Below are 23,620 nucleotides of genomic sequence, written 5' to 3'. Positions count from 1 at the left end.
AAATACTTATGGATTTTAAGCAACTGCGTTATTTCGTCGCGGTGTATGAAGAAGGTCATGTGGGACGTGCCGCCGAACGGCTGTCGATCTCGCAACCGGCGCTTTCCCAGCAGATCCGCCAGCTGGAACAGAACCTCGACGTCAGCCTGTTCGAGCGCAGCAGTAAACGCCTGTTGCCGACACTGGCGGCGCATACGCTGTACAACCACGCCCTGCCCCTGCTCGACGGCTTGCAACAGGCCCGCGAAGCCTTGCGCAACTTCAAGGGCCAGGCGCTGCGCACCTTGGCGATCGGCGTACTGCAAACCGTGCATACCAGCCTGGTGCCGCAGATGCTTGAGCGTGTACGCAAGGCCCAGCCCCATCTTGTGGTGCAGATCTATGAATTGACCGGCCTGGAGATCGAAAGACGCCTGCTCAATGGCTCGCTGGATATCGGCATCAGCTACTTGCCGCCACGCCAGCCAGGTCTGCATGGGGTACCGCTGTACGAAGATGAACTGACTCTGGTCATCCCGGAGCAGCATCCGCTGCGCGAGTTCAAGAAGGTCTCCATGAGCCAGGCAGCAGAGTTGCCGATGCTGTTGTTGGGAGAGGAGTTCCAGATCCGCCAGATCTGGCAGGCTCAACTGGCCAATCTGGGGCGGCGCCCGCAGGTGCAGGCGGAGCTGAACAACATGGCCGGGATTCTCGACAGCCTGCCCCATACACGGCTGGCCACCGTGCTTCCCGGGCGCTCCCAACAGCAGCACGGCAACAAGGAACTGTTGTGGAAGCCGCTGAGCGAACCCAGGGTGCCGCTAAAGGTGGGGTTGGTCTGCCGGGATCTGCAGCGTCAACAGGGGACGCTGGAGCTGCTGCGCAGCTTGTTGGAAGACTCGATGAATGCGCAGGAACCGCGCCTGGGGGGACCTTCCGCCGTGGAGGTGCCGGGATAAGCCTGCCTAAATAAAAAACCCGGACAAAAGAAAACCCCGCCGAAGCGGGGCTTTGCAGACTGTTTCCCTGACATCCTTTTCACTCCACCATCCTGGCGGAATCCTACGTGTCCGTGTTGTTGCTTTGCGCTTCCTGCGCGACGTCCATGTGAAGTAGATTAGCTTCAGCCGTCATCTACCGATATGGACGATCAGCAGCACGTTATGTAAGAGATGACTTACAAACGCCCTTGCTAGTTAAAACTGCTCAGCCTGTAACAGGAACAGCGATTCGCTACCGGCCTTGACCGAGGCGCTAAGCGAGTGGATACGCGGCAGCAGGCGGGCGAAGTAGAACCGCGCCGTCCCCAGTTTGCTGGCATAGAAGTCGTCTTCCTGCTCCTTGCCCAACGCAGCCTTGGCCATCAGTGCCCACATGTAGGCGTAGGCGGTGTAGCCAAATACCTGCAGGTATTCCACCGACGCTGCCCCGATTTCGTTGGGGTTGCTGGCGGACCGGTCCAATACCCAGGCGGTCAGCTCATCCAGATTGTCCAGCGCCGCGTTCAGCGGGCGGGTGAACTCCCCCCATTGCTCATCCGCCGTAGCGGTGAAATGGCGGATCTCGTCGGCAAACAGCTTATAGAACGCACCGCCGCTCCCGACGATCTTGCGTCCCACCAGATCCAGAGCCTGGATACCGTTGGTGCCCTCGTAGATCTGGGTAATCCGTACATCGCGTACCAGTTGTTCCTGGCCCCACTCACGGATATAGCCGTGGCCGCCGAATATCTGCTGGCCATGAACCGTGGTTTCCAGACCCAGGTCGGTCAGGAAAGCCTTGGCCACCGGGGTCAGCAATGCCACCAGGCTTTCCGCGCGCTTGCGGGTATCCGGATCTTCGCTGAACTTGGCGGTATCCAATTGCATCGCCACGTAGGTGGAAAATGCCCGACCGCCTTCGTTTGCAGCCTTCATGGTCAGCAGCATGCGCCGCACATCCGGGTGCACAATGATCGGGTCGGCTACCTTGTCCTTGGCTTGCGGGCCGGTAGGCGAGCGGCTCTGCAGGCGATCACGGGCATATTCAATAGCGTTCTGGTAGGAACGCTCGCCAGTGGCCAGCCCCTGGATACCTACCCCCAAACGCTCGTAGTTCATCATGGTGAACATGGCCGCCAGGCCCTTGTTCGGTTCACCCACCAGGTAACCGATGGCCTGATCGAAGTTCATCACGCACGTGGCCGAAGCCTGGATGCCCATCTTGTGCTCGATCGAACCACAGGTCACCGGGTTGCGCTCGCCCAGGCTGCCATCGGCATTAACCATGAACTTGGGCACCAGGAACAGGGAAATACCCTTGGGACCAGCCGGCGCATCCGGCAGCTTGGCCAGCACCAGGTGAATGATGTTTTCCGTCAGGTCGTGCTCACCACCGGTAATGAAGATCTTGGTTCCGCTGATGGCATAGGAACCGTCGGCCCGAGGCTCGGCCTTGGTGCGGATAATCCCCAGATCGGTACCGGCATGGGGCTCGGTCAGGCACATGGAGCCTGCCCAGACACCGGCATACATGTTCGGCAGGTAGGTGGCTTTCAGCTCTTCGCTGGCATGGGCGTTGATCGACAGGCAGGCCCCGGCAGTCAGCATCGGGTACAAACCAAAGGCCAGGCTCGCGGAGTTGACCATTTCCTCGACCTGGGCCGATACCGCCTTGGGCATGCCCATGCCGCCGAACTCGGGATCGCCACCCACGCCGACCCAACCACCTTCGGCGTAGGTCTGATAGGCCTGTGGGAAACCTTCAGGAGTGGTCACCTCGGTGTTGTCCCAGTGGCAACCTTCCTCGTCGGCACCGCGACTCAGCGGAGCAATGCTTCTGGCGGTGACTTTGCCCGCTTCCTCCAGAATCGCCTCGACCGTCTCGACATCCACAGTCTCAGCCAGAGCCGGCAACTGGGCCCAGAGTTTGGCGACCTCGAAAACTTCATTGAGGACGAAGCGCATATCGCGCAAGGGCGCTTTGTAGTCAGCCATGGCAAACCTCGCAAGAACTAAAAAAGCGGGCCGAAACGGACCCATTTAGAAAACCAGAGTGTACCCGAACAACTTTTGCGACACATAGGGTCAACTAGTGACCTTTATGTAATTTTTAGTCACAGATATTCCCCAGCACGAAAAAACCCGCAGCAGCGGGCTTTGTTCGTGCCGCCCTAGCAGTTACAAGGCGAAAAACTGCGCGGGAAGCTTCATCAGGCAATCACTGCCGGCCTCGATGGCCGCCCGATGAGCCCCCGTACGGGGCAGCAGGCGCTTGAAATAGAACTCGCAGGTGATCAGCTTGGCGGTGGCGAAGTCCTGGTCGCCCTGCCCGGCGTCCAGTTGCTGCTGGGCGACCAGAGCCATGCGCAACCAGAAATAGGCCAGGACGATGTAGCCGCTGTACATCAGGTAATCCAAGGCCGCGGCCCCCACTTCGTCGGGGTTGTTCATGGCTGCCATGCCGACCTTGGTGGTCAACTCGCCCCACTGACGGTTCAAGGCATCGAGTTGCGCGACATAAGCCTGGAGCTGCGGATGCTCGGCATGCGCGCTGCAGAACTTGTGCACAATCCGGGTAAAGCCCAGCAGCAGCTTGCCCTGGCTACCCAGCACCTTGCGGCCCAGCAGGTCCAGGGCCTGGATGCCATTGGTACCTTCATAGATCGGCGCAATGCGGCAATCACGTACCAACTGCTCCATGCCCCATTCGCGAATAAACCCATGACCGCCGAACACCTGCATGCCGTGGTTGGTCACTTCCAGCCCGGTCTCGGTCATGAAGGCCTTGCAGATCGGGGTGAGGAACGCCAGGAGGTTCTCGGCGTCCTGGCGCTGGGCTTCATCGCGGCTCAGATGCGCCACATCCAGCAACTGGGCCGTGAAGTAGGCCAGGGCCCGGTTGCCTTCGTTGAACGCCTTCATGGTCAGCAGCATGCGCCGCACATCAGGGTGGACGATGATCGGGTCCGCCGCCTTGTCCGGAGACTTGGGGCCGGTCAGCGACCGCATCTGCAAACGATCGTTGGCGTATCTGATCGCCCCCTGGAAGCTGGTTTCGCCCAGACACAGGCCCTGCATTCCGGTCCCCAGGCGGGCGTGGTTCATCATGGTGAACATGCAGTTCAGGCCTTTGTTGGCCTGACCAATCAGAAAGCCCCTGGCACCGTCGAAGTTCAGTACACAGGTCGCGGACGCCTTGATCCCCATCTTGTGCTCGATGGAGCCGCAGCTCACGCCATTGCGCTCGCCGGCCTCACCTGCCGCATCCGGCAGGAACTTGGGCACGATGAACAGCGAAATACCCTTGGTTCCGGCCGGCGCGTCCGGCAGCTTGGCCAACACCAGGTGAACGATGTTCTCGCTCATGTCATGCTCGCCGGCGGAGATGAAGATCTTGCTCCCCGTCACCGCATAGCTGCCGTCTGCCTGGGGCACCGCGCGAGTCTTGATGATGCCAAGATCAGTGCCGCAATGGGCTTCGGTCAGGCACATGGTGCCGGTCCATTGCCCGGCGGTGAGCTTGCCCAGGTACAACTGCTTCTGTTCCGCGCTGCCATGGGCATGAATAGCCGACATGGCACCGTGGGTCAGGCCCGGGTACATGCCCCAGGAGGTGTTGCTGGAGCCCACCATCTCGCTGATCACCAGCCCCAGCGAGTGGGGCAGTCCCTGGCCGCCATAGGCCGGATCGGCGGCCAACCCGTGCCAGCCGCCTTCAACGTACTGGGCGAAGGCCTGCTTGAAGCCCTTGGGCGTGGTGACCACGCCGTTATCAAAGTGGCAACCTTCCTCGTCACCGGAACGGTTCAACGGGGCCAGGACGTTTTCGCAGAATTTCGCGCCTTCCTCGAGGATGGCACTGACCATGTCCGGGCTGGCGTCAGTGGCCCCCAACGCCGCGTAACTGGCATGAAAGTCGAAGACGTGATCGATCAGAAAGCGCATGTCGCGCAAGGGGGCTTGATACTCGGGCATGGTGGTTTCTCCGGCAGCAGATCAGACCAACCTACTGCCGCCGCCCTCAGCCTGCCAATGACTGTGCAGGCGCTGAATGCGCCATCATCACTCAACCCGCAGCTGTATCCATGCGCACCGCACCGCGGCGGTTCTGTCCGAATGCAATGACACAGTTACGCCCCGCCCCCTTGGCGCTGTAGAGCGCCTGGTCTGCAGCCTTGAGCACTTCCTCCGGAGTCCGGTGCTCTGCCAGCCGCTCGGCGACGCCGATACTGATGGTCACCGAGACACTGGACGCGGCAGCGACACCGCGACGCTGGCGACCCTGCTGGTCGTCCTGAGGGCGGTTGTCCTGATTACGCAGTTGAATGTTGTAGGTGGCGATGATCTCGCGAATCATCTCCAGATGCGGCATGCATTCGTCCATGGTCTTGCCGGCGAACACCACGGCAAACTCCTCGCCTCCGTAACGGTAGGCCCGGCCGCCCCCGGTGACTTTCGAGAGCTTGCTGGCCACCAGGCGCAACACCTGGTCGCCCACATCGTGCCCGTGGGTGTCATTGAATTTCTTGAAGTGATCGACGTCGGTCATCGCCAGCACATAGTTGCGCCCCAGGCGCTGCATGCGCTCGTTAAGCGCCCGGCGTCCCGGCAGGCCGGTCAGTTCGTCGCGGAACGCCATCTGGTAGGCCTCGTGGGCGACAGCAGCAGCGATCATCAGCATCACCTGGCTGCACATGATGTTCAGGGTGAACGGCAGGATGAAGGTCTTGGGCAGCATCCAGAACAGCCCCAGGAGCCCCACCAGTTGCGCCGCGTGCAGCGGACGCGGGCTGCGCCAGTACTGGATCGCCAGCAGCAGGAAGGCTGCGAAGAACACTGGATACGACAACTGGATCAAACTCATCCAACTGCCATGCAGGGCCGGCCAGCGGATCTCCGCCAACCAGTTCAGCAGAGCCTGTGGGTAACTCTGCTCGAGCCCCAGAGCCACACTGCCGAAAGCCAGCAGCACGGCAAAACGCGCCACCATGTCCTGGAACAGGTGCGTGCGCTCCTGCCAGGCAGCGAACAGGCCGAACAACAGGGGCAGCAACAGGCAGCAGAGATGGAACACCACCGCCGCGTCTTCCCGGACCCTGCCGTTGTCCCGGTAGTAGTCGGTCTGGGTGTCCAGCAGGAAATAGGCGATGTACACGGTGACCATCAAGAACAGCTCGCGCTGGCGCCGATACACCGCGCAATACGCCCCGCCCAGCAACAGCACCAAGGTTGGCAGCACGTTGAACAGCGAGGTGAAGAAGACGTTGAGGTCCTTGACGTAGGCGGCCGCCAGCCCCGCAAGCAGAAGCAGTAAAGACGGTACAAAGTGACTGAAACGTACAGCGAAAGAACGCGGCAAGGGTAAAACTCCGACCCGGCTGATCAATGAATGGCATTGTGCCTTCATTTGTTGAAGTTAAGCACACGCGGTGTGATGGACATCACATTGCCATCTCTTTAACGGCAGGAAATCGCTTCTGCTTAGCGATTTAGTCGGGAATTTTCATGAAGATTCTGCGGGCATAAAAAAACCGCTCGCCCCAAGGGGCGAACGGCTTTTCGAACCACTGCGGTCGGGCTTAGTAAGCCAGGCCGAAGTCTTCTTCCTTCATGTCCATCAGGTTGTTGGCACCCGAAAGCATGGTTGCAACGTGAGTTCGGGTACGCGGCAGGATGCGCTGGAAGTAGAAACGCGCAGTCTGCAGCTTGGCGGTGTAGAACGCCTCTTCGGTGGTGCCGGCTGCCAGCTTTTCAGCCGCCAGGCGTGCCATGTCGGCCCAGAAGTAGGCCAGGCAGGCATAACCGGAGTACATCAGGTAGTCCACGGAGGCCGCGCCGACTTCTTCGCGATCTTTCATGGCAGCCATACCGACCTTCATGGTCAGCTCGCCCCATTCTTTGTTCAGTGCAGCCAGGGGTGCGACGAATTCCTTGACGGCTTCGTTGCCTTCGTTGTTCTGGCAGAACTTGTGGACGATCTTGGTAAAGCCTTTCAGAGCCTCGCCCTGAGTCATCAGCACTTTACGGCCCAGCAGGTCGAGTGCCTGGATACCGGTGGTGCCTTCGTACAGCATCGAGATACGGCTGTCGCGAACGTTCTGCTCCATGCCCCACTCGGCGATGAAGCCGTGGCCGCCATAGATCTGCACACCGTGGTTGGCGGATTCAAAACCAACTTCAGTCATGAACGCCTTGGCGATCGGAGTCATGAACGCCAGCAGTGCGTCGGCTTTCTTCTTCTCTTCTTCATCCACACCGTACTTGACGATATCGACCTGCTTGGCAGTGAAGTAGACCATTGCCCGGTTGCCTTCGGCGAAGGCCTTCATGGTCAACAGCATGCGGCGCACGTCAGGGTGCACGATGATCGGGTCGGCAGCCTTGTCCGGCGCTTTCGGGCCAGTCAGGGAGCGCATTTGCAGGCGATCGCGAGCGTACTTCAGGCCGCCCTGGAAGCCGATTTCGGCATGGGCCAGGCCTTGTAGAGCGGTACCCAGGCGCGCGGTGTTCATGAAGGTGAACATGCAGTTCAGGCCTTTGTTCGCCGGGCCGATGAGGAAACCGGTGGCCGCGTCGAAGTTCATCACGCAGGTGGCGTTACCGTGGATCCCCATCTTGTGCTCCAGGGAACCACAGCTCACGGCGTTGCGCTGACCTACGCTGCCATCAGCGTTAGGCAGGAACTTGGGCACGATGAACAGCGAAATACCCTTGGTACCGGCCGGTGCGTCCGGCAGGCGGGCCAGAACGATGTGGACGATGTTGTCGGCCATATCGTGTTCACCGGCAGAGATGAAGATCTTGGTGCCAGTGACTTTGTAGGAACCATCGGCCTGAGGTTCGGCCTTGGTGCGCAGCATGCCCAGGTCGGTGCCGCAGTGCGGCTCGGTCAGGCACATGGTGCCGGTCCACTCGCCGGACACCAGCTTGGTCAGGTAGGCCTCTTGCTGCTCGGCAGTACCGTGCTCGGAAATGGTGTTCATCGCGCCATGGGACAGGCCAGGGTACATGCCCCACGACCAGTTGGCTTCGCCAACCATTTCGCTGACCGCCAGGCCCAGGGATTCAGGCAGGCCCTGACCACCGTGCTCAACGTCGTGAGCCAGGCTTGGCCAGCCGCCTTCGACGAATTGCTTGTAGGCTTCCTTGAAGCCGGTAGGGGTCTTAACGCCGGATTCACTCCAGGTGCAACCTTCCAGGTCGCCCACACGGTTCAGCGGAGCCAGCACCTGCTCACAAAACTTGGCACCTTCCTCGAGAATGGCGTCAACCATGTCCGGAGTGGCGTCCTGGCAAGCCGGGAGGCTCTGATAATGCGCCTCATAGCCGAGCAGCTCGTCACGAACGAAGCGAATATCACGCAAGGGGGCCTTGTAGTCAGGCATAGCGATAAACCTCTGCTGATGTAACCGGGAATGAACAACCGCGTTGAGTTTTTATAGCGGTCAAACAGTTGTTTGAAACATACGTTTACGCCCAAATCTTGTCAAGCGTCGCGCCAATGCCTTTCGTCATCGAAACAAAATGCATACGCAGGCGAACACCCACGGCACTGCCATGAAGTGTAGGAGCCGACGCACCGGCAATCAGTCAGGGAAAGGAATCAGCGAGAGCCGCTATCAACAGAAAAGGCATGAAAAAGCCCGGTCTCTCTGGGAGGCCGGGCTTTTGCAGAGGGTAATCAGGCGTAGGTATCGATCAGGGTGCCGAGGACTTCATCCGAGGCCTTGGCGACATTGACGCCCAGTTCTGCCTGGATCTTGCCCATGGACATCTCCACCATGCTGCTGGCCAGATCCGATTCCTGGCTGCGATCCACAGCGCGCAGGCGGTCAACCTGAACATCCGACGACTGGCTGCCGGCAGAGCGTTCAACTGCAGTGCTGGCAATCTGGCCGGCGGCTTGATCGACGCGATTCTGCCCGGTCTGGATAGCGTTCAGCCCGGCGTAGAAAGCGGTGTTCCCGGAGATTTGCATGGGAGAACTCGACCTTGAGAATGAGTGACAGGTGTCATTGAAGCAGACCCGTCAAGAAAACACCCGTCAAAAACACTAATGGCAATATGCCTTGCAATAGGCAAAATCTAGTCCAGCAGATCCAGTTGCAAATGCTCGGCCACCGCCTCGGCGCTGGCCGGCTTGAGTTTCGGCACCCTGCCCAGGCACGGGGCCGGCAAGCGCTCGGCCAGGGTTGCGAGGTTTTCCTCCAGACGAGAGGTCTTTGGATCGATGATATTGGCCACCCACCCCGCCAGTTGCAGGCCGTCCTGAGCGATGGCTTCGGCCGTCAGCAACGCATGATTGATGCAACCCAGACGCACGCCCACCACCAGGATCACCGGCAGCCCCAGCGCCATGGCCAGATCCGACAGATTGTCCTGGTCTGCCAGGGGTACCCGCCAACCACCCGCGCCTTCGATCAGCGTGAAGTCCGCGCCCTTGGCCAGCAGATGGCGCATGGGCGTCAACAGCGACTGCACGGTCAGCGCCACCCCGGCCTCTCGCGCTGCCAGATGAGGGGCGATGGCCGGTTCGAAGGCAACCGGATTCACTTCTGCATAGGCCAACGGCAACGAAGACTGCGCCTGCAATGCCAGGGCATCGGCGTTGCGCAAGCCCTTGGCCGTCAGCTCGCAACCCGAAGCCACCGGCTTGCCCGCAGCAGTACTCAGGCCGGCCAGACGCGCCGCATGCAGCAAGCCGGCCGCAATGGTGGTTTTCCCCACATCGGTATCGGTACCCGTAATGAAGTAGGCAGGGCTCATAGCGGTTTCTCCAGCACGGCATAGACCACTTGATAAGTCGCCGGCAGGCCCTTGGCCTGTCGGAAACCCTCGTAGGCATCGATCAACCCGGCGATCCGCGCCCGTCCGGTCAAGCCGCCCGGGCGTCCGGGATTGAGGTTGTGCGCGCCCAGGGCTTTCAACTCATGGGTCAGGCTGCGCACATCCGGGTAATACAGGACATGGGGCGCCTTTTCCAGACTGCGCACTTGCAAGCCACTGGCTTCACACAGCTGTCGATAACGTTCGAACTCACGGAAGCGATTGACGTGAACCTGGCCATCGACCTGCGCCCAACTATCGCGCAGTTCCTGCAAAGTACCCACGCACAGGCTGGCAAAAGCCAGCACGCCGCCCGGCTTGAGCACCCGCATCGCTTCACTGAGCACGGCAGAGAAATCGTCGCACCACTGCACCGCCAGGCTGGAGAAGATCAATTGGCAACTGTCGCCTTGCAACGGCAGGCGTTCAGCGTCCCCGGCGATGAAATGGTCCGCGCCACCCAAAGGCCGGGCGTGATTGAGCATGCCCTCGGCAATATCCAGGGCCAGCCCCTGGGCAGCACGGAAACGCTGCCCCAGCACCCGGCTGAAATGCCCGGTGCCGCAGCCCAGGTCCAGCCAGCACCGTGGCTCAAGGCCCGGGGGCAGACGGCTGAGCAATTGTTGCCCGACCGCACGCTGCAGCTCCGCGACACTGTCGTAGCTGGCCGCCGCGCGGGAGAACGAAGCCGCGACCTGGCGCTTGTCAGGCAGGCGACCGGGAAAGGCAGTCAGAGAAAGGTCAGTCATCACCGGACTCATGCAAGAAAGCCTGGATCGCTCCCGCCACTCCATGGGGGTCCTCCAGGAGAAATCCGTGGCTGGCGTGTTCAATCAGGCCAACTTCAATATCCGGCAGCAAGGCCAGCAATTCACCGGCCGCCTCGGCAGGCACCAGAGCATCGAGCCCGGCAAACAAGTGCAACTGCGGCCCGCGAAAGCCTTGCAAGGCTTCGCGGGTATCCAACTGCGCCAGCAACTCCAGCCCGGCCATCAGCACCGCCGGCGCCGTGGTCGGCGCGCCGCTCAGGAGCAACCGCGACAGGCCTCGCGTGTCCGCGGCGCCCTGGGCGCAGAGCAAGGCAAAACGCTTGAGGGTGGTTCGCGGATCGGCCGCGCAGCCGGCCAGGAAGCCGTCGAAGGTTTCCCCGGCCATGGCACTGGCCCATTGTTCATGGGCGACAAAACTGGGATTGCTGGCCAGGGTCAGCAGGCCGCAGCAGCGCTCACCACGGCGCGCCGCCAGTTCCGAAGCCAGCATGCCGCCGAGGGACCAGCCACCCAGCCAGGCATTGTCCGGCACGGCGTCATCGAGTTCGTCCAGCCAGTCCTGCGGGTCGCTGGAGGTCAACTCCGGCAAGGGCTCGATCTCCACCCGCAAGTGTTCATCCAGCCCCTGCAAGGCCGCCGCCAGAGGTTCCAGCGGCGACACGCCCAAGCCCCAGCCCGGCAACAGAATCAGTCGATCACGCATGGCTCGGCTCCGCTTGCAGTTCACTGAAACAGTCTGCCAACGCGCTTAACAATAGCTGCACCTGGGCCTCGCTGTGGGCCGCGGACAAGGTCACCCGCAGCCGCGCGCTGCCGGCCGGCACGGTAGGCGGGCGAATGGCGCTGACCATGATTCCCCGTTCACGCAGCATCTGCGACAGACGCACGGCCCGAGCACTGTCGCCCACCAGGATCGGCTGGATCGGGGTGAAACTGTCCATCAGCTGCAGGCCGATCTGCTCGGCGCCCTGGCGGAATTGACGGATCAAGGCCGCCAGGTGCTCGCGCCGCCAATGCTCGCTGCGCAGCAGCTCCAGGCTTTTCAGGGTGGCGCAGGCCAGGGCTGGCGGCTGGCTGGTGGTGTAGATATAAGGCCGGGCAAACTGGATCAGGCTTTCGATCAGATCCTCGCTGCCGGCGACAAAGGCCCCGGCGGTGCCGAAAGCCTTGCCCAGGGTGCCCACCAGTACCGGCACCTCATCCAGCCCCAGGCCGAAATGCTCCACCAGCCCGCCGCCATTGGCCCCCAGCGGCCCGAAACCATGGGCATCGTCCACCATCAGCCAGGCGCCACGGGCCTTGGTTGCCCGAGCCAGGGCCGGCAGGTCGGCGACATCGCCATCCATGCTGAACACCCCATCGGTGACCACCAGGGTATTGCCGGTGGCCTTTTCCAGACGCTTGGCCAGGCTGTGCGCATCGTTGTGCAGATAACGGTTGAAGCGCGCGCCGGAAAGCAGCCCCGCATCAAGCAGCGACGCGTGGTTGAGACGATCCTCCAGCACCGTATCGCCCTGCCCCACCAGCGCCGTCACCGCCCCCAGGTTGGCCATGTAGCCGGTGGTAAACAACAGCGCCCGAGGGCGGCCAGTGAGTTCGGCCAGCGCCTCTTCCAGGGCGTGATGGGGCGTGCTGTGGCCGATCACCAGATGGGAAGCACCACCGCCCACGCCCCAGCGGCTGGCACCGGAGCGCCAGGCTTCGATCACTTGCGGATGGTTGGCCAGGCCCAGGTAGTCGTTGTTACAAAAGGCCAGCAATGGCTGACCGTCGACCACCACTTGCGGCCCCTGGGGGCTCTGCAGCAGCGGGCGCTGGCGATAGAGGTGTTCGGCACGGCGGGCAGCAAGGCGCGCGGCGAGATCAAAAGACATGCAGGCCTCGATGTTGGCTTACGGACAGTTCATCGCCAGGAGCTGGCTTGCCGGCGAAGCAGGCGACGCGAAATCCATGAGGCTCGCGAGATTCGCCGGCAAACCGGCTCCTACGGCAGAAGGTCAGACGGCGGCGTTGTAGAACTGCTCGCTGCTTTTCTGCTCCACCAGGGCCTGTTCGATGGCGGCCTGGTGCACCTCGTCGGCGTGTTCTTCGCGGGCTTCGGGCTGGATGCCCAGGCGCGCGAACAACTGCATGTCCTTGTCGGCCTGCGGGTTGGCGGTGGTCAGCAACTTGTCGCCATAGAAAATCGAGTTGGCGCCGGCGAAGAACGCCAGGGCCTGCATCTGCTCATTCATCGCCTCACGGCCGGCCGATAGCCGCACATGGGATTGCGGCATGAGAATCCGCGCCACCGCGAGCATGCGGATAAAGTCGAAGGGGTCTACCTCTTCGGCATTTTCCAGCGGCGTACCCGCCACCTTCACCAGCATGTTGATCGGCACCGACTCCGGATGCTCCGGCAGGTTGGCCAGCTGGATCAGCAGGCCGGCGCGGTCATCCAGGGATTCGCCCATGCCGAGAATGCCGCCGGAACAGATCTTCATGCCCGCGTCACGCACATAGGCCAGGGTCTGCAGGCGCTCGCTGTAGGTGCGGGTGGTGATGATGTTGCCGTAGAACTCCGGCGAGGTATCGAGGTTGTGGTTGTAGTAGTCCAGGCCGGCCTTGGCCAGCGCCTCGGTCTGGTCCTGATCGAGACGGCCCAGGGTCATGCAGGTTTCCAGGCCCATGGCCTTCACGCCTTTGACCATCTCCAGCACATAGGGCATGTCCTTGGCCGAAGGGTGCTTCCAGGCCGCGCCCATGCAGAAACGGGTAGAACCGATGGCCTTGGCCCGGGCGGCCTCTTCCAGGACCTTCTGCACCTCAAGGAGCTTTTCCTTTTCCAGGCCGGTGTTGTAGTGACCGGACTGCGGACAATATTTGCAATCTTCCGGGCAGGCGCCGGTCTTGATCGACAGCAGCGTGGAAACCTGGACCCGATTGGCGTCGAAATGCGCGCGGTGCACCGTCTGCGCCTGGAACAGCAAGTCATTGAACGGCTGGACGAACAGGGCTTTGACTTCAGCCAAAGTCCAGTCATGACGCAGGGTTGCGGTGGTGCTGGCGCTCATGGGCGATTCCTTGATTATGCTTGGCAAGCGGTGCGGGACAGGAAAGCCCACAGCCGCGACACGGATGTTCGGCATATTTAAGGAAGAGTCATGCACTGTCAACCCAGATACAAAGGACCGGTTTACATCTGGTTAAAAAACAATCAGGCATGTTTATTGTGTGACGAACCCAGCGATTCGGCCCTGGCCCTGTGTGCTCCCTGCCTGGACGAGCTGCCCTGGCTCGGCGCCCAGTGTTCAGTCTGCGCCCTGCCCCTGCCTGGGCCCGGCCTCACCTGTGGCCAGTGCCTGCAAGAGCCGCCGGCGTTTCAGCGGGTGATCGCACCCTGGCGCTACGATTTCCCGGTGGACAGCCTGATCAGTCGTTTCAAGCACCATGAGAAATGGCCTTTTGGCCGGCTGATGGCCGAACTTCTCGGCCAGTTCCTCCACTATCGCTTCGATGAAGGCCTGCCACGGCCTGATTGCCTGCTGCCGGTGCCACTGTCCCGCAGGCGGCTGCGCCAGCGCGGCTTCAATCAGGCAGGCATGCTGGCCCAGTGGCTGGGCGCTTCGTTGCAATTGGTGGTGCAACCCAAGCTCCTCCTGCGCACCCAAGACACCCCCGCCCAGCAGGGCCTGGATGCCCGGGCCCGCCAGCGCAACCTGCGCCAGGCCTTCGCCCTTGCAGATCAGGCCCAGGTTGCAGGACGACACCTGGCCCTGGTGGACGATGTCCTGACCACCGGAGCCACCGCCCAGGCCCTTGCCCGTTTGCTGATCAACGCCGGTGCCCGTCGGGTGGATATCTACTGCCTGGCCAGGACCCCAAGCCCCGGCACCGGCGACTGACTTGACTCTCGTCGCCCAAGCCGCAAACTCCCAGTCCACCCCCAGTGTTCAAAGCGCCCCCCGCCATGTCCTTGCCCACTCTGTTGACCCAGCACATCGTCCGCCGCCCGCAACGCATTGCCTTGCTGCAACACATCGCCGAACAAGGCTCCATCACCCGCGCGGCAAAAAGCGCCGGCCTGAGCTACAAGGCAGCCTGGGATGCCATCGACGAACTGAACAACCTGGCCCAGAGCCCGCTGGTGGAGCGCAGCGTCGGCGGCAAGGGCGGCGGCGGTGCCAAGCTGTCCGCCGAGGGCGAGCGGGTGCTGCGTCTTTACCAGCGCCTGCAAGCTCTGCAGGCCCAGGTACTGGAAGCGGCGGAAGACACCAGCGACCTCGACTTGCTCAGCCGCCTGATGCTGCGCACCAGCGCGCGCAATCAGTTGCATGGCAAGGTCCGGGCTGTCGAAAGCCAGGGCTGCAACGACCTGATCGTCCTGGAACTGCCCGAGGGCCTGCAACTCCAGGCGCAGATCACCCACGACAGCACCCTGCGCCTGGAACTGCTGCCGCGGACCGAAGTGGTGGCACTGATCAAGGCTGGCTGGCTGGACGTACAAGCTGCGGGCGCCCAAGTAACAACTGGACACAATTGCCTGAGGGGCACGATCGAGCAGATTCTCGACGCCGAGGACGGCCCCTGCGAGGTGCGAATTGCCCTGCCCAATGGTCAGACGTTGTGCGCCCTGGCCGAGCCGTTGCTGCTCAAGACCCTGGAGTTAAAGGAATCCTCGACCGTCCAGGTGCAGTTCTCACCGTCCCACGTGCTGATCGGAACCCCGCTCTGACCAGGGCTCCACCGCCATTTCACTGCAACATATTCGTCATGGGGGCTCATTAAGGTGGCTGCAAAAACCTGCAGGGAGCCTGATATGAGCCTGTTACTAGAAGAAGACCAACCCACCGACCTGGAACAGATGGTCGGCCTCAGCCGCCGCGGTTTCATCGGTGCCGGCGCCCTGTGCGGTGCAGCGCTGTTCCTGGGCGGCAACCTGTTGAGCCGCAGCGCCCTGGCCGCCAGCGTCAGCGCCGGCACCAGCCAGTTGCTGGGCTTTGCCGGCATCCCTGCCGCCACCAGCGACAGCATCACCTTGCCACCTGGCTACAAGTCCTCGGTACTGATCAGTTGGGGCCAGCCCCTGGCCAAGAACGGCCCGGCCTTCGACCCCAGCGGCAATGGCACCGCCCGGGCCCAGGAAGTGCAGTTTGGCGACAACAACGACGGCATGAGCCTGTTCGCCTTCCCGGACGACCGCCACCGCGCGCTGATGGCCATCAATAACGAATACACCAACTACCGCTACCTCTACCCCCATGGCGGCTTGCCGCAATCCGCCGAAGACGTGCGCAAGGCCCAGGCCAGCGAAGGCGTGTCGGTGATTGAAGTGCAGCGCAAGAATGGCCAGTGGCAGTTCGTCCAGGGCTCACGCTACAACCGACGGATCCACGGCAACACGCCGATCCGCCTGAGTGGCCCCGCAGCCGGTCACGATCTGCTCAAGACCAGCGCCGACCCCAAGGGCAGGAAAGTCCTCGGCACCTTCCAGAACTGCGCCAACGGCAAGACCCCATGGGGCACCTACCTGACCTGCGAAGAGAACTTCACCGACTGCTTCGGCAGCAGCAACGCCGAGCAGAAATTCGACGCCGCGCAGAAGCGTTACGGCGCCGTGGTGGCCAGCAAGGAGATCAACTGGCACCTGCACGATCCGCGGTTCGACCTGGCGAAGAACCCCAACGAACTCAACCGTCACGGCTGGGTGGTGGAAATCGATCCGTTCGACCCGCAATCGACCCCGGTCAAGCGCACCGCCCTGGGTCGCTTCAAGCACGAGAACGCCGCCCTGGCCGAAACCCGCGACGGCCGCGCCGTGGTCTACATGGGCGACGACGAGCGTGGCGAATTCATCTACAAGTTCATCAGCCGCGACAAGATCAACCACCGCAACCCCAAGGCCAACCGCGACCTGCTGGACCACGGCACCCTGTACGTGGCGCGCTTCGATGCCGGCGACGGCAACCCGGACCACCCCAAGGGCCAGGGCCAGTGGATCGAGCTGACCCACGGCAAGAACGGCATCGACGCCAGCAGCGGCTTCGCCGACCAGGCCCAGGTGCTGATCCAGGCTCGCCTGGCCGCCAGCGTGGTCCAGGCCACGCGCATGGACCGCCCGGAATGGATAGTGGTCAGCCCCAAGGACGGCCAGGTCTATTGCACCCTGACCAACAACTCCAAGCGTGGCGAGGACGGCCAGCCGGTAGGCGGCCCCAACCCGCGGGAGAAGAACGTCTACGGGCAGATCCTGCGCTGGCGCACCGGCGGCGACGACCATGGTGCCATGAGTTTTTCCTGGGACCTGTTCGTAGTGGCTGGCAACCCGGGGGTGCACGCCGGCCAACCCAAGGGTGGGTCGTCCAACATCACCCCGCAGAACATGTTCAACAGCCCCGACGGGCTGGGTTTCGACAAGGCCGGGCGCCTGTGGATCCTCACCGACGGCGACTACAGCAACAGCGGCGACTTCGCCGGCATGGGCAACAACCAGATGCTCTGCGCCGACCCGGACAGCGGTGAGATCCGCCGTTTCATGGTCGGGCCGGTGGGTTGCGAAGTCACCGGCATCGCCTTCGCCCCGGACCAGAAGACCCTGTTCGTGGGTATCCAGCACCCTGGGGAAAACGGCGGTTCGACCTTCCCCGAACACCTGCCCAACGGCAAGCCACGCTCCTCGGTCATGGCCATCACCCGGGAAGACGGCGGCGTCATCGGCGCCTGACCCCGCCTCGCGCCCGGCCGGCTTCTGCACCCGCAGGAACCGGCTGGGTTGCGAACCCGACGCACGGCCGAACCACCGGCAAACCCTCCCCCGCTGGCTCCCCGTCTGCGTTACCATGCTTGGCCGGACGCGGCAGCCTGCTGCGCGCAGGAGTAAGCATGTCGCACCCGTTTGAAACACTGACCCCCGATCTGGTCCTGGACGCCGTTGAAAGCATCGGCTTTCTCAGCGACGCCCGCGTGCTGGCGCTCAACAGCTACGAAAATCGCGTCTATCAAGTCGGCATCGACGAAAGCGAGCCACTGATCGCCAAGTTCTACCGGCCCCAGCGCTGGACCAACGAAGCGATCCTGGAAGAACACCGCTTCACCTTCGAACTCGCCGAATGCGACGTGCCGGTGGTGGCGCCGATCATTCACGACGGCGCCAGCCTGTTCGAACACGCGGGCTTTCGTTTCGCCCTGTTTCCCCGCCGCGGCGGCCGCGCCCCGGAGCCAGGCAACCTGGACCAGCTCTACCGTCTCGGCCAGTTGTTGGGCCGCCTGCACGCGGTGGGTGCCACCCGCCCGTTCGAACACCGCGAAGCCCTGGGGGTGAAGAACTTCGGTCACGATTCCCTGGCAACCCTGCTGCAGGGCAACTTCATCCCCAAGAGCCTGCTGCCAGCCTACGAGTCGGTGGCCCGGGACCTGCTCAAGCGGGTGGAAGAGGTCTACCAGGCCACGCCACACCAGAACATCCGGATGCACGGCGACTGCCACCCCGGCAACATGATGTGCCGCGACGAGATGTTCCATATCGTCGACCTGGATGACTGTCGCATGGGCCCGGCGGTGCAGGACCTGTGGATGATGCTCGCCGGCGACCGCCAGGAATGCCTGGGCCAGTTGTCCGAGCTGATGGATGGCTACAGCGAGTTCCATGATTTCGACCCGCGGGAGCTGGCCCTGATCGAACCACTGCGAGCCTTGCGCCTGATGCACTACAGCGCCTGGCTGGCACGACGCTGGGACGACCCGGCGTTCCCCCACAGTTTCCCCTGGTTCGGCAGCGAACGTTATTGGGGCGATCAGGTGCTGGCCTTGCGCGAACAGCTGGCGGCCCTCAACGAAGAACCCCTCAAGCTGTTCTGACCCGGCCTGCAGGAGCCGGCTTGCCAGCGAAGGGGACCCGAGAAATCGCCTTCGCCGACAAGCCGGTACCCACACAAGGGCGCCAGCCGTAGGAGCTGGCTTGCCAGCGAAAGGGCCCGAGAGATTGCCCTCGTCGGCAAGCCGGCGTCCACAGTGGGCGGCGGGGTAAAAGTCAGGACAGGTCTAGACAATTGTCCTTACAATTGCGGCTTTGTTAGCTGCCTAAGCAAGGATTCTGCATGCAAGCCGCCAACCCGCGCCGCGGGTACATCCTGGGTCTGACCGCCTACATCATCTGGGGTCTGTTCCCGCTCTATTTCAAAGCTATCGCCAGCGTTCCCGCGGTCGAGATCATCATCCACCGGGTGCTCTGGTCGGCGCTGTTCGGCGCCCTGCTGCTGATGGTGTGGAAGCACCCCGGCTGGTGGCGCGAACTGCGGGACAACCCCAGGCGCCTGGCGATCCTGGCCCTGAGCGGTACCCTGATCGCCGCCAACTGGCTGACCTACGTCTGGTCGGTAAACAACGGGCGCATGCTCGAAGCCAGCCTGGGCTACTACATCAACCCACTGGTCAACGTGCTGCTGGGCATGCTGATTCTTGGCGAACGCCTGCGGCGCATGCAGTGGCTGGCGGTGATCCTGGCGGCGGTGGGCGTGGCCCAGCAAGTGTGGCAGGTAGGCAGCCTGCCCTGGGTCTCGCTGATGCTGGCGCTGAGCTTCGGCTTCTACGGGCTGATCCGCAAGCAGGCGCCGGTCAAGGCCCTGCCCGGCCTGGTGGTGGAAACCTGGATGCTGGTGCCCATCGCTCTGGGTTGGCTGCTGCTGCACCCCGATGCCAGCAGTGCCCATGCCGAGTTCTGGAGCAGTTCCCAGGCCTGGTGGCTGGTGGCTGCCGGCCCGGTGACCCTGGTACCTCTGGTGTGCTTCAACGCTGCCGCGCGGGACCTGCCCTACACCACCCTGGGTTTCCTCCAGTACCTGGCTCCCACCCTGGTGCTGCTGCAGGCCGTGCTGCTGTTCGACGAGCACCTGTCCTCCAGCACCTTGCTGGCCTTCATGTTTATCTGGGCCGGCCTGGCGGTATACAGCGTGGATGCCTGGCTCAGCCTGCGCGGGCGTCGCTGATCAATAAACGTACAAAGCCCTGCAGGCCACGCTCTTCGTGGCTTGCAGCGGTTCTTCCCAAGGTTATCCACAACCTGATCCCCGCCCTTTGTGCACAAGCCCTTGAAACTGCTGGTTTTTTGATCAACTGGCGCAACGCCGCGCTGGCTCTGGGCCAGGGCCTGGTCTCTACAGGTTATCCACAGGCACATGCACGGTTTACTGGGATAACCCTCACAAGGGCTCAGGGCTCGCTGCGCAGGACCAATTCCACCATCAAGTCGTCCGCCAGGGTTTCCAGGCGCGCCTGCAGCACTTCCAGGGACAGGGTCAGCGGCACCGCAAGGATCGCCTCGGCGTGGAACAGCGGCTCGCTGCTCATGGGCGCTGGGCGCACCTCGGTCACCAAGCGCTCCAGGTTCACCCCCTGCTCGGCCAGCAGCCGGGTGATATCGCGCACGATTCCCGGGCGGTCGTTGCCCACCAGTTCCATGGCGATGGGTTTCCAGGTGCAGGACTGCTCCACGCCGCTTTCGGCGATCAACACGCGAATGCCCTGGGCCGACAAGCCTTGCAGGGCATCCACCAGTTCATCGTAGGCTTCGGCCGGCACTGCCACCCGCAGGATCCCGGCGAACTGCCCGGCCATGCGTGACAGGCGGCTTTCCAGCCAGTTGCCGCCATGCTCGGCGATGCACTGGGCAATGCGCTCGACCTGGCCGGCCTTGTCCGGGGCGAATACCGTGAGAACGAGATGGTCCATGGCGCAGCCCTCTTTGAGCAATGAAAGATCCAGTATAGGCAGCCTCATTCCCCGCGCCTTCCAGCCCATATGGCAGCAGCTTGTGCAGGACAGCGAATGCGCCCGCAAGGCCGACGCCAACCCCGAAGGCCCATTCGCCGGCAAGCCGGCTCCTACGAGGGTGCGCAAGGCAAAACACAAATCGTGTACAACTTTTTGTATTTATATGGAACAATCCACCGGCTTTTTGAGAACATCGCATTCCCCTGCGTGACCGCACTGCACTTTAAAGTCGCGGAACGACGCTTTTAGTCTAATTTTCACAACCGCAGTTCATCATGTAGTATGCCGCAGCGCGCACTACATAACGTTGGAACGATGTCCGCCAAGGCCTGATCGCAACCCCCGCAACAGCCCGTCAGCAAGGCTCCGCCGTTGATTGGAAGGACCCAGCCGCCAGCGATGGCATGTACTGGAGAACAGGGTTGTGCTTTAAATGGCCGCCGGCTTCATTGTTAATTTGAAGAGCTGAAAAGCGAAATAGCTGAGCAGAGTGAGGCAAGCAATGACTGAGCACGTTCAAGTCGGTGGCCTGCAGGTCGCCAGAGTCCTGTTCGACTTCGTGAACAACGAAGCCATTCCCGGTACCGGCCTCACCGCCGACTCGTTCTGGGCCGGTGCAGACAAGGTCATTCACGACCTGGCGCCGAAGAACAAAGCCCTACTCGCCAAACGCGATGACTTCCAGGCACGTATCGATGCCTGGCACCAGTCCCGTGCCGGCCAGGCGCATGACGCTGTGGCTTATAAAGCCTTCTTGCAAGACATCGGTTACCTGCTGCCAGAAGCGGCGGATTTCCAGGCCACGACGCAAAACGTCGATGAAGAGATCGCCCACATGGCCGGCCCGCAGCTGGTGGTGCCGGTGATGAATGCGCGCTTCGCCCTCAACGCTTCCAACGCTCGCTGGGGCTCGCTGTACGACGCCCTGTACGGCACCGATGCCATCAGCGAAGCCGATGGTGCGGAAAAAGGCAAAGGCTACAACAAGGTCCGCGGCGACAAGGTCATCGCCTTCGCCCGCGCCTTCCTCGATGAATCCGCGCCGCTGACTGCCGGCTCCCACGTGGACTCGGTGAGCTACAAGATCGTCGGCGGCAAGCTGGTGGTCGGCCTCAAGGGCGGCAGCAACAGCGGCCTGCGCAACGACGCGCAACTGATCGGCTACCAGGGCGACGCTGCGGCCCCTACCGCGATCCTGCTCAAGCACAACGGCCTGCACTTCGAGATCCAGATCGACGCCACAAGCCCGGTCGGCCAGACCGACGCCGCCGGGGTCAAGGACCTGCTGATGGAAGCGGCCCTGACCACCATCATGGACTGCGAAGACTCGGTCGCCGCAGTGGACGCCGACGACAAGGTGGTGATCTACCGCAACTGGCTCGGCCTGATGAAGGGCGACCTGGCGGAAGAAGTTTCCAAGGGCGGCAAGTCCTTCACCCGCACCATGAACGCCGACCGCGAATACACCGGGGTCAATGGCGAGCCGGTGAAACTGCACGGTCGCTCGCTGCTGTTCGTGCGCAACGTCGGCCATCTGATGACCATCGATGCGATCCTCGACAAGGATGGCAACGAAGTGCCGGAAGGCATCCTCGACGGCCTGGTCACCAGCCTGGCGTCGATCCACAACCTCAACGGCAACACGTCGCGCAAGAACAGCCGCACCGGTTCGATGTACATCGTTAAGCCGAAGATGCACGGCCCTGAAGAAGCGGCGTTCACCAACGAGCTGTTCGGCCGCATCGAAGAGGTGCTGAACCTGCCGCGCAACACCCTGAAAGTCGGGATCATGGACGAGGAGCGCCGCACCACGGTCAACCTCAAGGCCTGCATCAAGGCGGCCAGCGAGCGCGTGGTGTTCATCAACACCGGCTTCCTCGACCGTACCGGCGACGAAATCCACACCTCCATGGAAGCCGGCGCCATGGTGCGCAAGGCCGACATGAAGGCCGAGAAATGGATCGGCGCCTACGAGAACTGGAACGTCGATATCGGCCTGAGCACCGGCCTGCAAGGTCGCGCGCAAATCGGCAAGGGCATGTGGGCGATGCCGGACCTGATGGCAGCAATGCTCGAACAGAAAATCGCTCACCCACTGGCCGGCGCCAACACTGCCTGGGTTCCATCCCCGACCGCCGCTGCGCTGCACGCGCTGCACTATCACAAGGTCGACGTATTCGCCCGCCAGGCCGAACTGGCCAAGCGTGCCCGCGCCTCGGTGGATGACATCCTGACCATCCCGCTGGCGGTCAACCCGAGCTGGACGCCGGAGCAGATCAAGAACGAACTGGACAACAACGCCCAGGGCATTCTCGGTTACGTGGTGCGCTGGATCGACCAGGGCGTGGGCTGTTCGAAAGTGCCGGACATCAATGACGTCGGCCTGATGGAAGACCGCGCCACCCTGCGTATCTCCAGCCAGCACATCGCCAACTGGCTGCGCCACGGCGTGGTCACCCAGGAGCAGGTGCTCGAAAGCCTCAAGCGCATGGCTCCGGTGGTTGACCGGCAGAACGCCAGCGACCCGCTGTACCGCCCCCTGGCACCGGACTTCGACAGCAACATCGCCTTCCAGGCCGCCCTGGAACTGGTGATCGAAGGCACCAAGCAGCCAAACGGCTACACCGAGCCGGTCCTGCACCGCCGGCGTCGCGAGTTCAAGGCCAAGAACGGTCTGTAAGCCCGCGTAACCAGCAGTAATTAAAAAAGCCCCGGTCGCAAGGCCGGGGCTTTTTTCGCCTGTGTGGCAAGGGATCGGCTAGAGCACCACGCCCAGCTCGTGCTTGACCAGGGCCAGCAGCTTGGTGGTGTCGATCGGCTTGAGCAGGAAGTCCACCACGCTCAGGTGCATGGCGGCGATGGCATCGCGGACATCGGCGTCGCCGGAAATGATGATGATCGGCAGCGCCGCCCGCTCCGATTCACGCACCTGGCGGATCAGGTCCAGGCCATTGCAGGGCGCCATGCGCAGATCGGTGATCAACAGGCCGATGGATTTATTCGATTCAAGCAACTCAAGTGCGGCCTTGCCACTGGCCGCCGTGATGCAACGGATGCCATCCAGGCCAAGAATCTCGGCAAGCAGCTCCCGTGCATCCTTGTCGTCATCGGCGATCAGCACCCGCTGGGGCGGCAGATCCGGTTCCAGCATGACCGCACTCAGGGCCTCGCGCTCGGCGTCACTCAAAATATCGTGGTCGGGCATACATTTCTCTACATGAACAGATCAATCCCCTAGCACAGTGGTCAGACATCGCTAAGCAGGCCTCCAATGTGCACTTCGTCGGAAAAATTGCCAAGAGTCTTGATCAGAGCTTT

19 protein-coding genes are annotated in these 23,620 nt (G+C 62.4%); 7 read left to right on the top strand and 12 right to left on the bottom strand.

The genetic code is table 11. From position 1 onward, the window contains the following. The first annotated feature begins 8 nt into the window (after nt 1-8). Nucleotides 9-938 (top strand): LysR family transcriptional regulator, encoded by a 930-nt coding sequence (locus A9971_RS19895; protein ID WP_183001114.1) that lies wholly within the window; start codon nt 9-11, stop codon nt 936-938. A 237-nt stretch (nt 939-1,175) separates the two neighbouring features. Here A9971_RS19895 and A9971_RS19890 read toward each other — a convergent pair whose 3' ends face one another. The 10 genes from A9971_RS19890 to bioB all read right to left on the bottom strand — a co-directional run bounded on the left by A9971_RS19890 (nt 1,176) and on the right by bioB (nt 13,608). Next, entirely contained in the window at nt 1,176-2,954 is a 1,779-nt protein-coding gene (locus A9971_RS19890) for an acyl-CoA dehydrogenase C-terminal domain-containing protein (RefSeq protein WP_015637268.1), read from the bottom strand. Between the two features lie 183 nt (nt 2,955-3,137). Beyond that, nucleotides 3,138-4,934 carry an acyl-CoA dehydrogenase C-terminal domain-containing protein gene (locus A9971_RS19885; RefSeq protein WP_183001116.1) on the bottom strand — a complete coding sequence of 599 codons (1,797 nt, stop codon included), beginning with the start codon at nt 4,932-4,934 and terminating at the stop codon, nt 3,138-3,140. A gap of 91 nt (nt 4,935-5,025) precedes the next feature. Next, nucleotides 5,026-6,318: a GGDEF domain-containing protein gene (locus A9971_RS19880; RefSeq protein ID WP_011063861.1), complete on the bottom strand. Its 1,293-nt coding sequence runs from the start codon at nt 6,316-6,318 to the stop codon at nt 5,026-5,028. A 220-nt stretch (nt 6,319-6,538) separates the two neighbouring features. Next, nucleotides 6,539-8,344 (bottom strand): phenylacyl-CoA dehydrogenase, encoded by a 1,806-nt coding sequence (locus tag A9971_RS19875; protein ID WP_015637270.1) that lies wholly within the window; start codon nt 8,342-8,344, stop codon nt 6,539-6,541. A 296-nt stretch (nt 8,345-8,640) separates the two neighbouring features. Next, on the bottom strand, nt 8,641-8,937 hold the full coding sequence (locus tag A9971_RS19870) for a hypothetical protein (protein WP_011063863.1): 297 nt from the start codon (nt 8,935-8,937) through the stop codon (nt 8,641-8,643). 107 nt (nt 8,938-9,044) lie between these two features. Continuing rightward, entirely contained in the window at nt 9,045-9,725 is a 681-nt protein-coding gene (gene bioD / locus A9971_RS19865; protein ID WP_011063864.1) for a dethiobiotin synthase, read from the bottom strand. Then, on the bottom strand, nt 9,722-10,534 hold the full coding sequence (gene bioC / locus A9971_RS19860; protein WP_125063490.1) for a malonyl-ACP O-methyltransferase BioC: 813 nt from the start codon (nt 10,532-10,534) through the stop codon (nt 9,722-9,724). The genes bioD and bioC overlap by 4 nt, the downstream gene beginning before the upstream one ends. Next, complete coding sequence (locus A9971_RS19855; RefSeq protein ID WP_041120124.1) at nt 10,527-11,258, bottom strand: alpha/beta fold hydrolase; 732 nt, start codon at nt 11,256-11,258, stop codon at nt 10,527-10,529. The genes bioC and A9971_RS19855 overlap by 8 nt, the downstream gene beginning before the upstream one ends. Further along, nucleotides 11,251-12,429 carry an 8-amino-7-oxononanoate synthase gene (bioF, locus tag A9971_RS19850; RefSeq protein ID WP_183001118.1) on the bottom strand — a complete coding sequence of 393 codons (1,179 nt, stop codon included), beginning with the start codon at nt 12,427-12,429 and terminating at the stop codon, nt 11,251-11,253. The genes A9971_RS19855 and bioF overlap by 8 nt, the downstream gene beginning before the upstream one ends. Nucleotides 12,430-12,552: 123 nt before the next feature. Beyond that, entirely contained in the window at nt 12,553-13,608 is a 1,056-nt protein-coding gene (gene bioB, locus A9971_RS19845; RefSeq protein ID WP_011063868.1) for a biotin synthase BioB, read from the bottom strand. A 90-nt stretch (nt 13,609-13,698) separates the two neighbouring features. Here bioB and A9971_RS19840 point away from each other — a divergent pair, with 90 nt between their 5' ends. From A9971_RS19840 to rarD, 5 genes are all read left to right on the top strand, one after another. After that, nucleotides 13,699-14,439, top strand: a complete 741-nt coding sequence (locus tag A9971_RS19840) for a ComF family protein (protein WP_015637275.1) — start codon at nt 13,699-13,701, stop codon at nt 14,437-14,439. Nucleotides 14,440-14,504: 65 nt separating this feature from the next. After that, complete coding sequence (locus A9971_RS19835) at nt 14,505-15,269, top strand: TOBE domain-containing protein (RefSeq protein ID WP_183001120.1); 765 nt, start codon at nt 14,505-14,507, stop codon at nt 15,267-15,269. 84 nt (nt 15,270-15,353) lie between these two features. Further along, nucleotides 15,354-17,258 (top strand): PhoX family phosphatase, encoded by a 1,905-nt coding sequence (locus tag A9971_RS19830; protein ID WP_053154247.1) that lies wholly within the window; start codon nt 15,354-15,356, stop codon nt 17,256-17,258. 158 nt (nt 17,259-17,416) lie between these two features. Then, on the top strand, nt 17,417-18,391 hold the full coding sequence (locus tag A9971_RS19825; RefSeq protein ID WP_011063872.1) for a serine/threonine protein kinase: 975 nt from the start codon (nt 17,417-17,419) through the stop codon (nt 18,389-18,391). A 239-nt stretch (nt 18,392-18,630) separates the two neighbouring features. Beyond that, a complete protein-coding gene (rarD, locus tag A9971_RS19820; protein WP_011063873.1) occupies nt 18,631-19,518 on the top strand; it encodes an EamA family transporter RarD in 888 nt (295 codons plus the stop codon). Between the two features lie 223 nt (nt 19,519-19,741). Here the strand turns inward: rarD and A9971_RS19815 are convergent, their stop codons facing one another. Beyond that, nucleotides 19,742-20,260, bottom strand: a complete 519-nt coding sequence (locus tag A9971_RS19815) for a glycine cleavage system protein R (RefSeq protein ID WP_011063874.1) — start codon at nt 20,258-20,260, stop codon at nt 19,742-19,744. A gap of 544 nt (nt 20,261-20,804) precedes the next feature. On the opposite strand from A9971_RS19815, the gene A9971_RS19810 reads away from it, so the two are divergent. Continuing rightward, nucleotides 20,805-22,982: a malate synthase G gene (locus A9971_RS19810; RefSeq protein WP_011063875.1), complete on the top strand. Its 2,178-nt coding sequence runs from the start codon at nt 20,805-20,807 to the stop codon at nt 22,980-22,982. 78 nt (nt 22,983-23,060) lie between these two features. Here the strand turns inward: A9971_RS19810 and A9971_RS19805 are convergent, their stop codons facing one another. Further along, nucleotides 23,061-23,507, bottom strand: a complete 447-nt coding sequence (locus tag A9971_RS19805) for a response regulator (protein ID WP_015637278.1) — start codon at nt 23,505-23,507, stop codon at nt 23,061-23,063. Between the last annotated feature and the right edge of the window lie 113 nt (nt 23,508-23,620).

The organism is Pseudomonas sp. UME65 (genome assembly GCF_014170225.1).
GTDB lineage: Bacteria > Pseudomonadota > Gammaproteobacteria > Pseudomonadales > Pseudomonadaceae > Aquipseudomonas > Aquipseudomonas protegens.
This window is presented reverse-complemented; position numbering and strand designations above follow the sequence as displayed.

Excerpts from the sequence above, each read along its gene's own strand:
- A9971_RS19895 (WP_183001114.1), top strand. The coding sequence starts at position 9 with ATGGATTTTAAGCAACTGCGTTATTTCGTCGCGGTGTATGAAGAAGGT.
- A9971_RS19890 (WP_015637268.1), bottom strand. The coding sequence starts at position 2,954 with ATGGCTGACTACAAAGCGCCCTTGCGCGATATGCGCTTCGTCCTCAAT.
- A9971_RS19885 (WP_183001116.1), bottom strand. The coding sequence starts at position 4,934 with ATGCCCGAGTATCAAGCCCCCTTGCGCGACATGCGCTTTCTGATCGAT.
- A9971_RS19875 (WP_015637270.1), bottom strand. The coding sequence starts at position 8,344 with ATGCCTGACTACAAGGCCCCCTTGCGTGATATTCGCTTCGTTCGTGAC.
- A9971_RS19870 (WP_011063863.1), bottom strand. The coding sequence starts at position 8,937 with ATGCAAATCTCCGGGAACACCGCTTTCTACGCCGGGCTGAACGCTATC.
- bioD (WP_011063864.1), bottom strand. The coding sequence starts at position 9,725 with ATGAGCCCTGCCTACTTCATTACGGGTACCGATACCGATGTGGGGAAA.
- bioC (WP_125063490.1), bottom strand. The coding sequence starts at position 10,534 with ATGACTGACCTTTCTCTGACTGCCTTTCCCGGTCGCCTGCCTGACAAG.
- A9971_RS19855 (WP_041120124.1), bottom strand. The coding sequence starts at position 11,258 with ATGCGTGATCGACTGATTCTGTTGCCGGGCTGGGGCTTGGGCGTGTCG.
- bioF (WP_183001118.1), bottom strand. The coding sequence starts at position 12,429 with ATGTCTTTTGATCTCGCCGCGCGCCTTGCTGCCCGCCGTGCCGAACAC.
- bioB (WP_011063868.1), bottom strand. The coding sequence starts at position 13,608 with ATGAGCGCCAGCACCACCGCAACCCTGCGTCATGACTGGACTTTGGCT.
- A9971_RS19840 (WP_015637275.1), top strand. The coding sequence starts at position 13,699 with ATGCACTGTCAACCCAGATACAAAGGACCGGTTTACATCTGGTTAAAA.
- A9971_RS19835 (WP_183001120.1), top strand. The coding sequence starts at position 14,505 with ATGTCCTTGCCCACTCTGTTGACCCAGCACATCGTCCGCCGCCCGCAA.
- A9971_RS19830 (WP_053154247.1), top strand. The coding sequence starts at position 15,354 with ATGAGCCTGTTACTAGAAGAAGACCAACCCACCGACCTGGAACAGATG.
- A9971_RS19825 (WP_011063872.1), top strand. The coding sequence starts at position 17,417 with ATGTCGCACCCGTTTGAAACACTGACCCCCGATCTGGTCCTGGACGCC.
- rarD (WP_011063873.1), top strand. The coding sequence starts at position 18,631 with ATGCAAGCCGCCAACCCGCGCCGCGGGTACATCCTGGGTCTGACCGCC.
- A9971_RS19815 (WP_011063874.1), bottom strand. The coding sequence starts at position 20,260 with ATGGACCATCTCGTTCTCACGGTATTCGCCCCGGACAAGGCCGGCCAG.
- A9971_RS19810 (WP_011063875.1), top strand. The coding sequence starts at position 20,805 with ATGACTGAGCACGTTCAAGTCGGTGGCCTGCAGGTCGCCAGAGTCCTG.
- A9971_RS19805 (WP_015637278.1), bottom strand. The coding sequence starts at position 23,507 with ATGCCCGACCACGATATTTTGAGTGACGCCGAGCGCGAGGCCCTGAGT.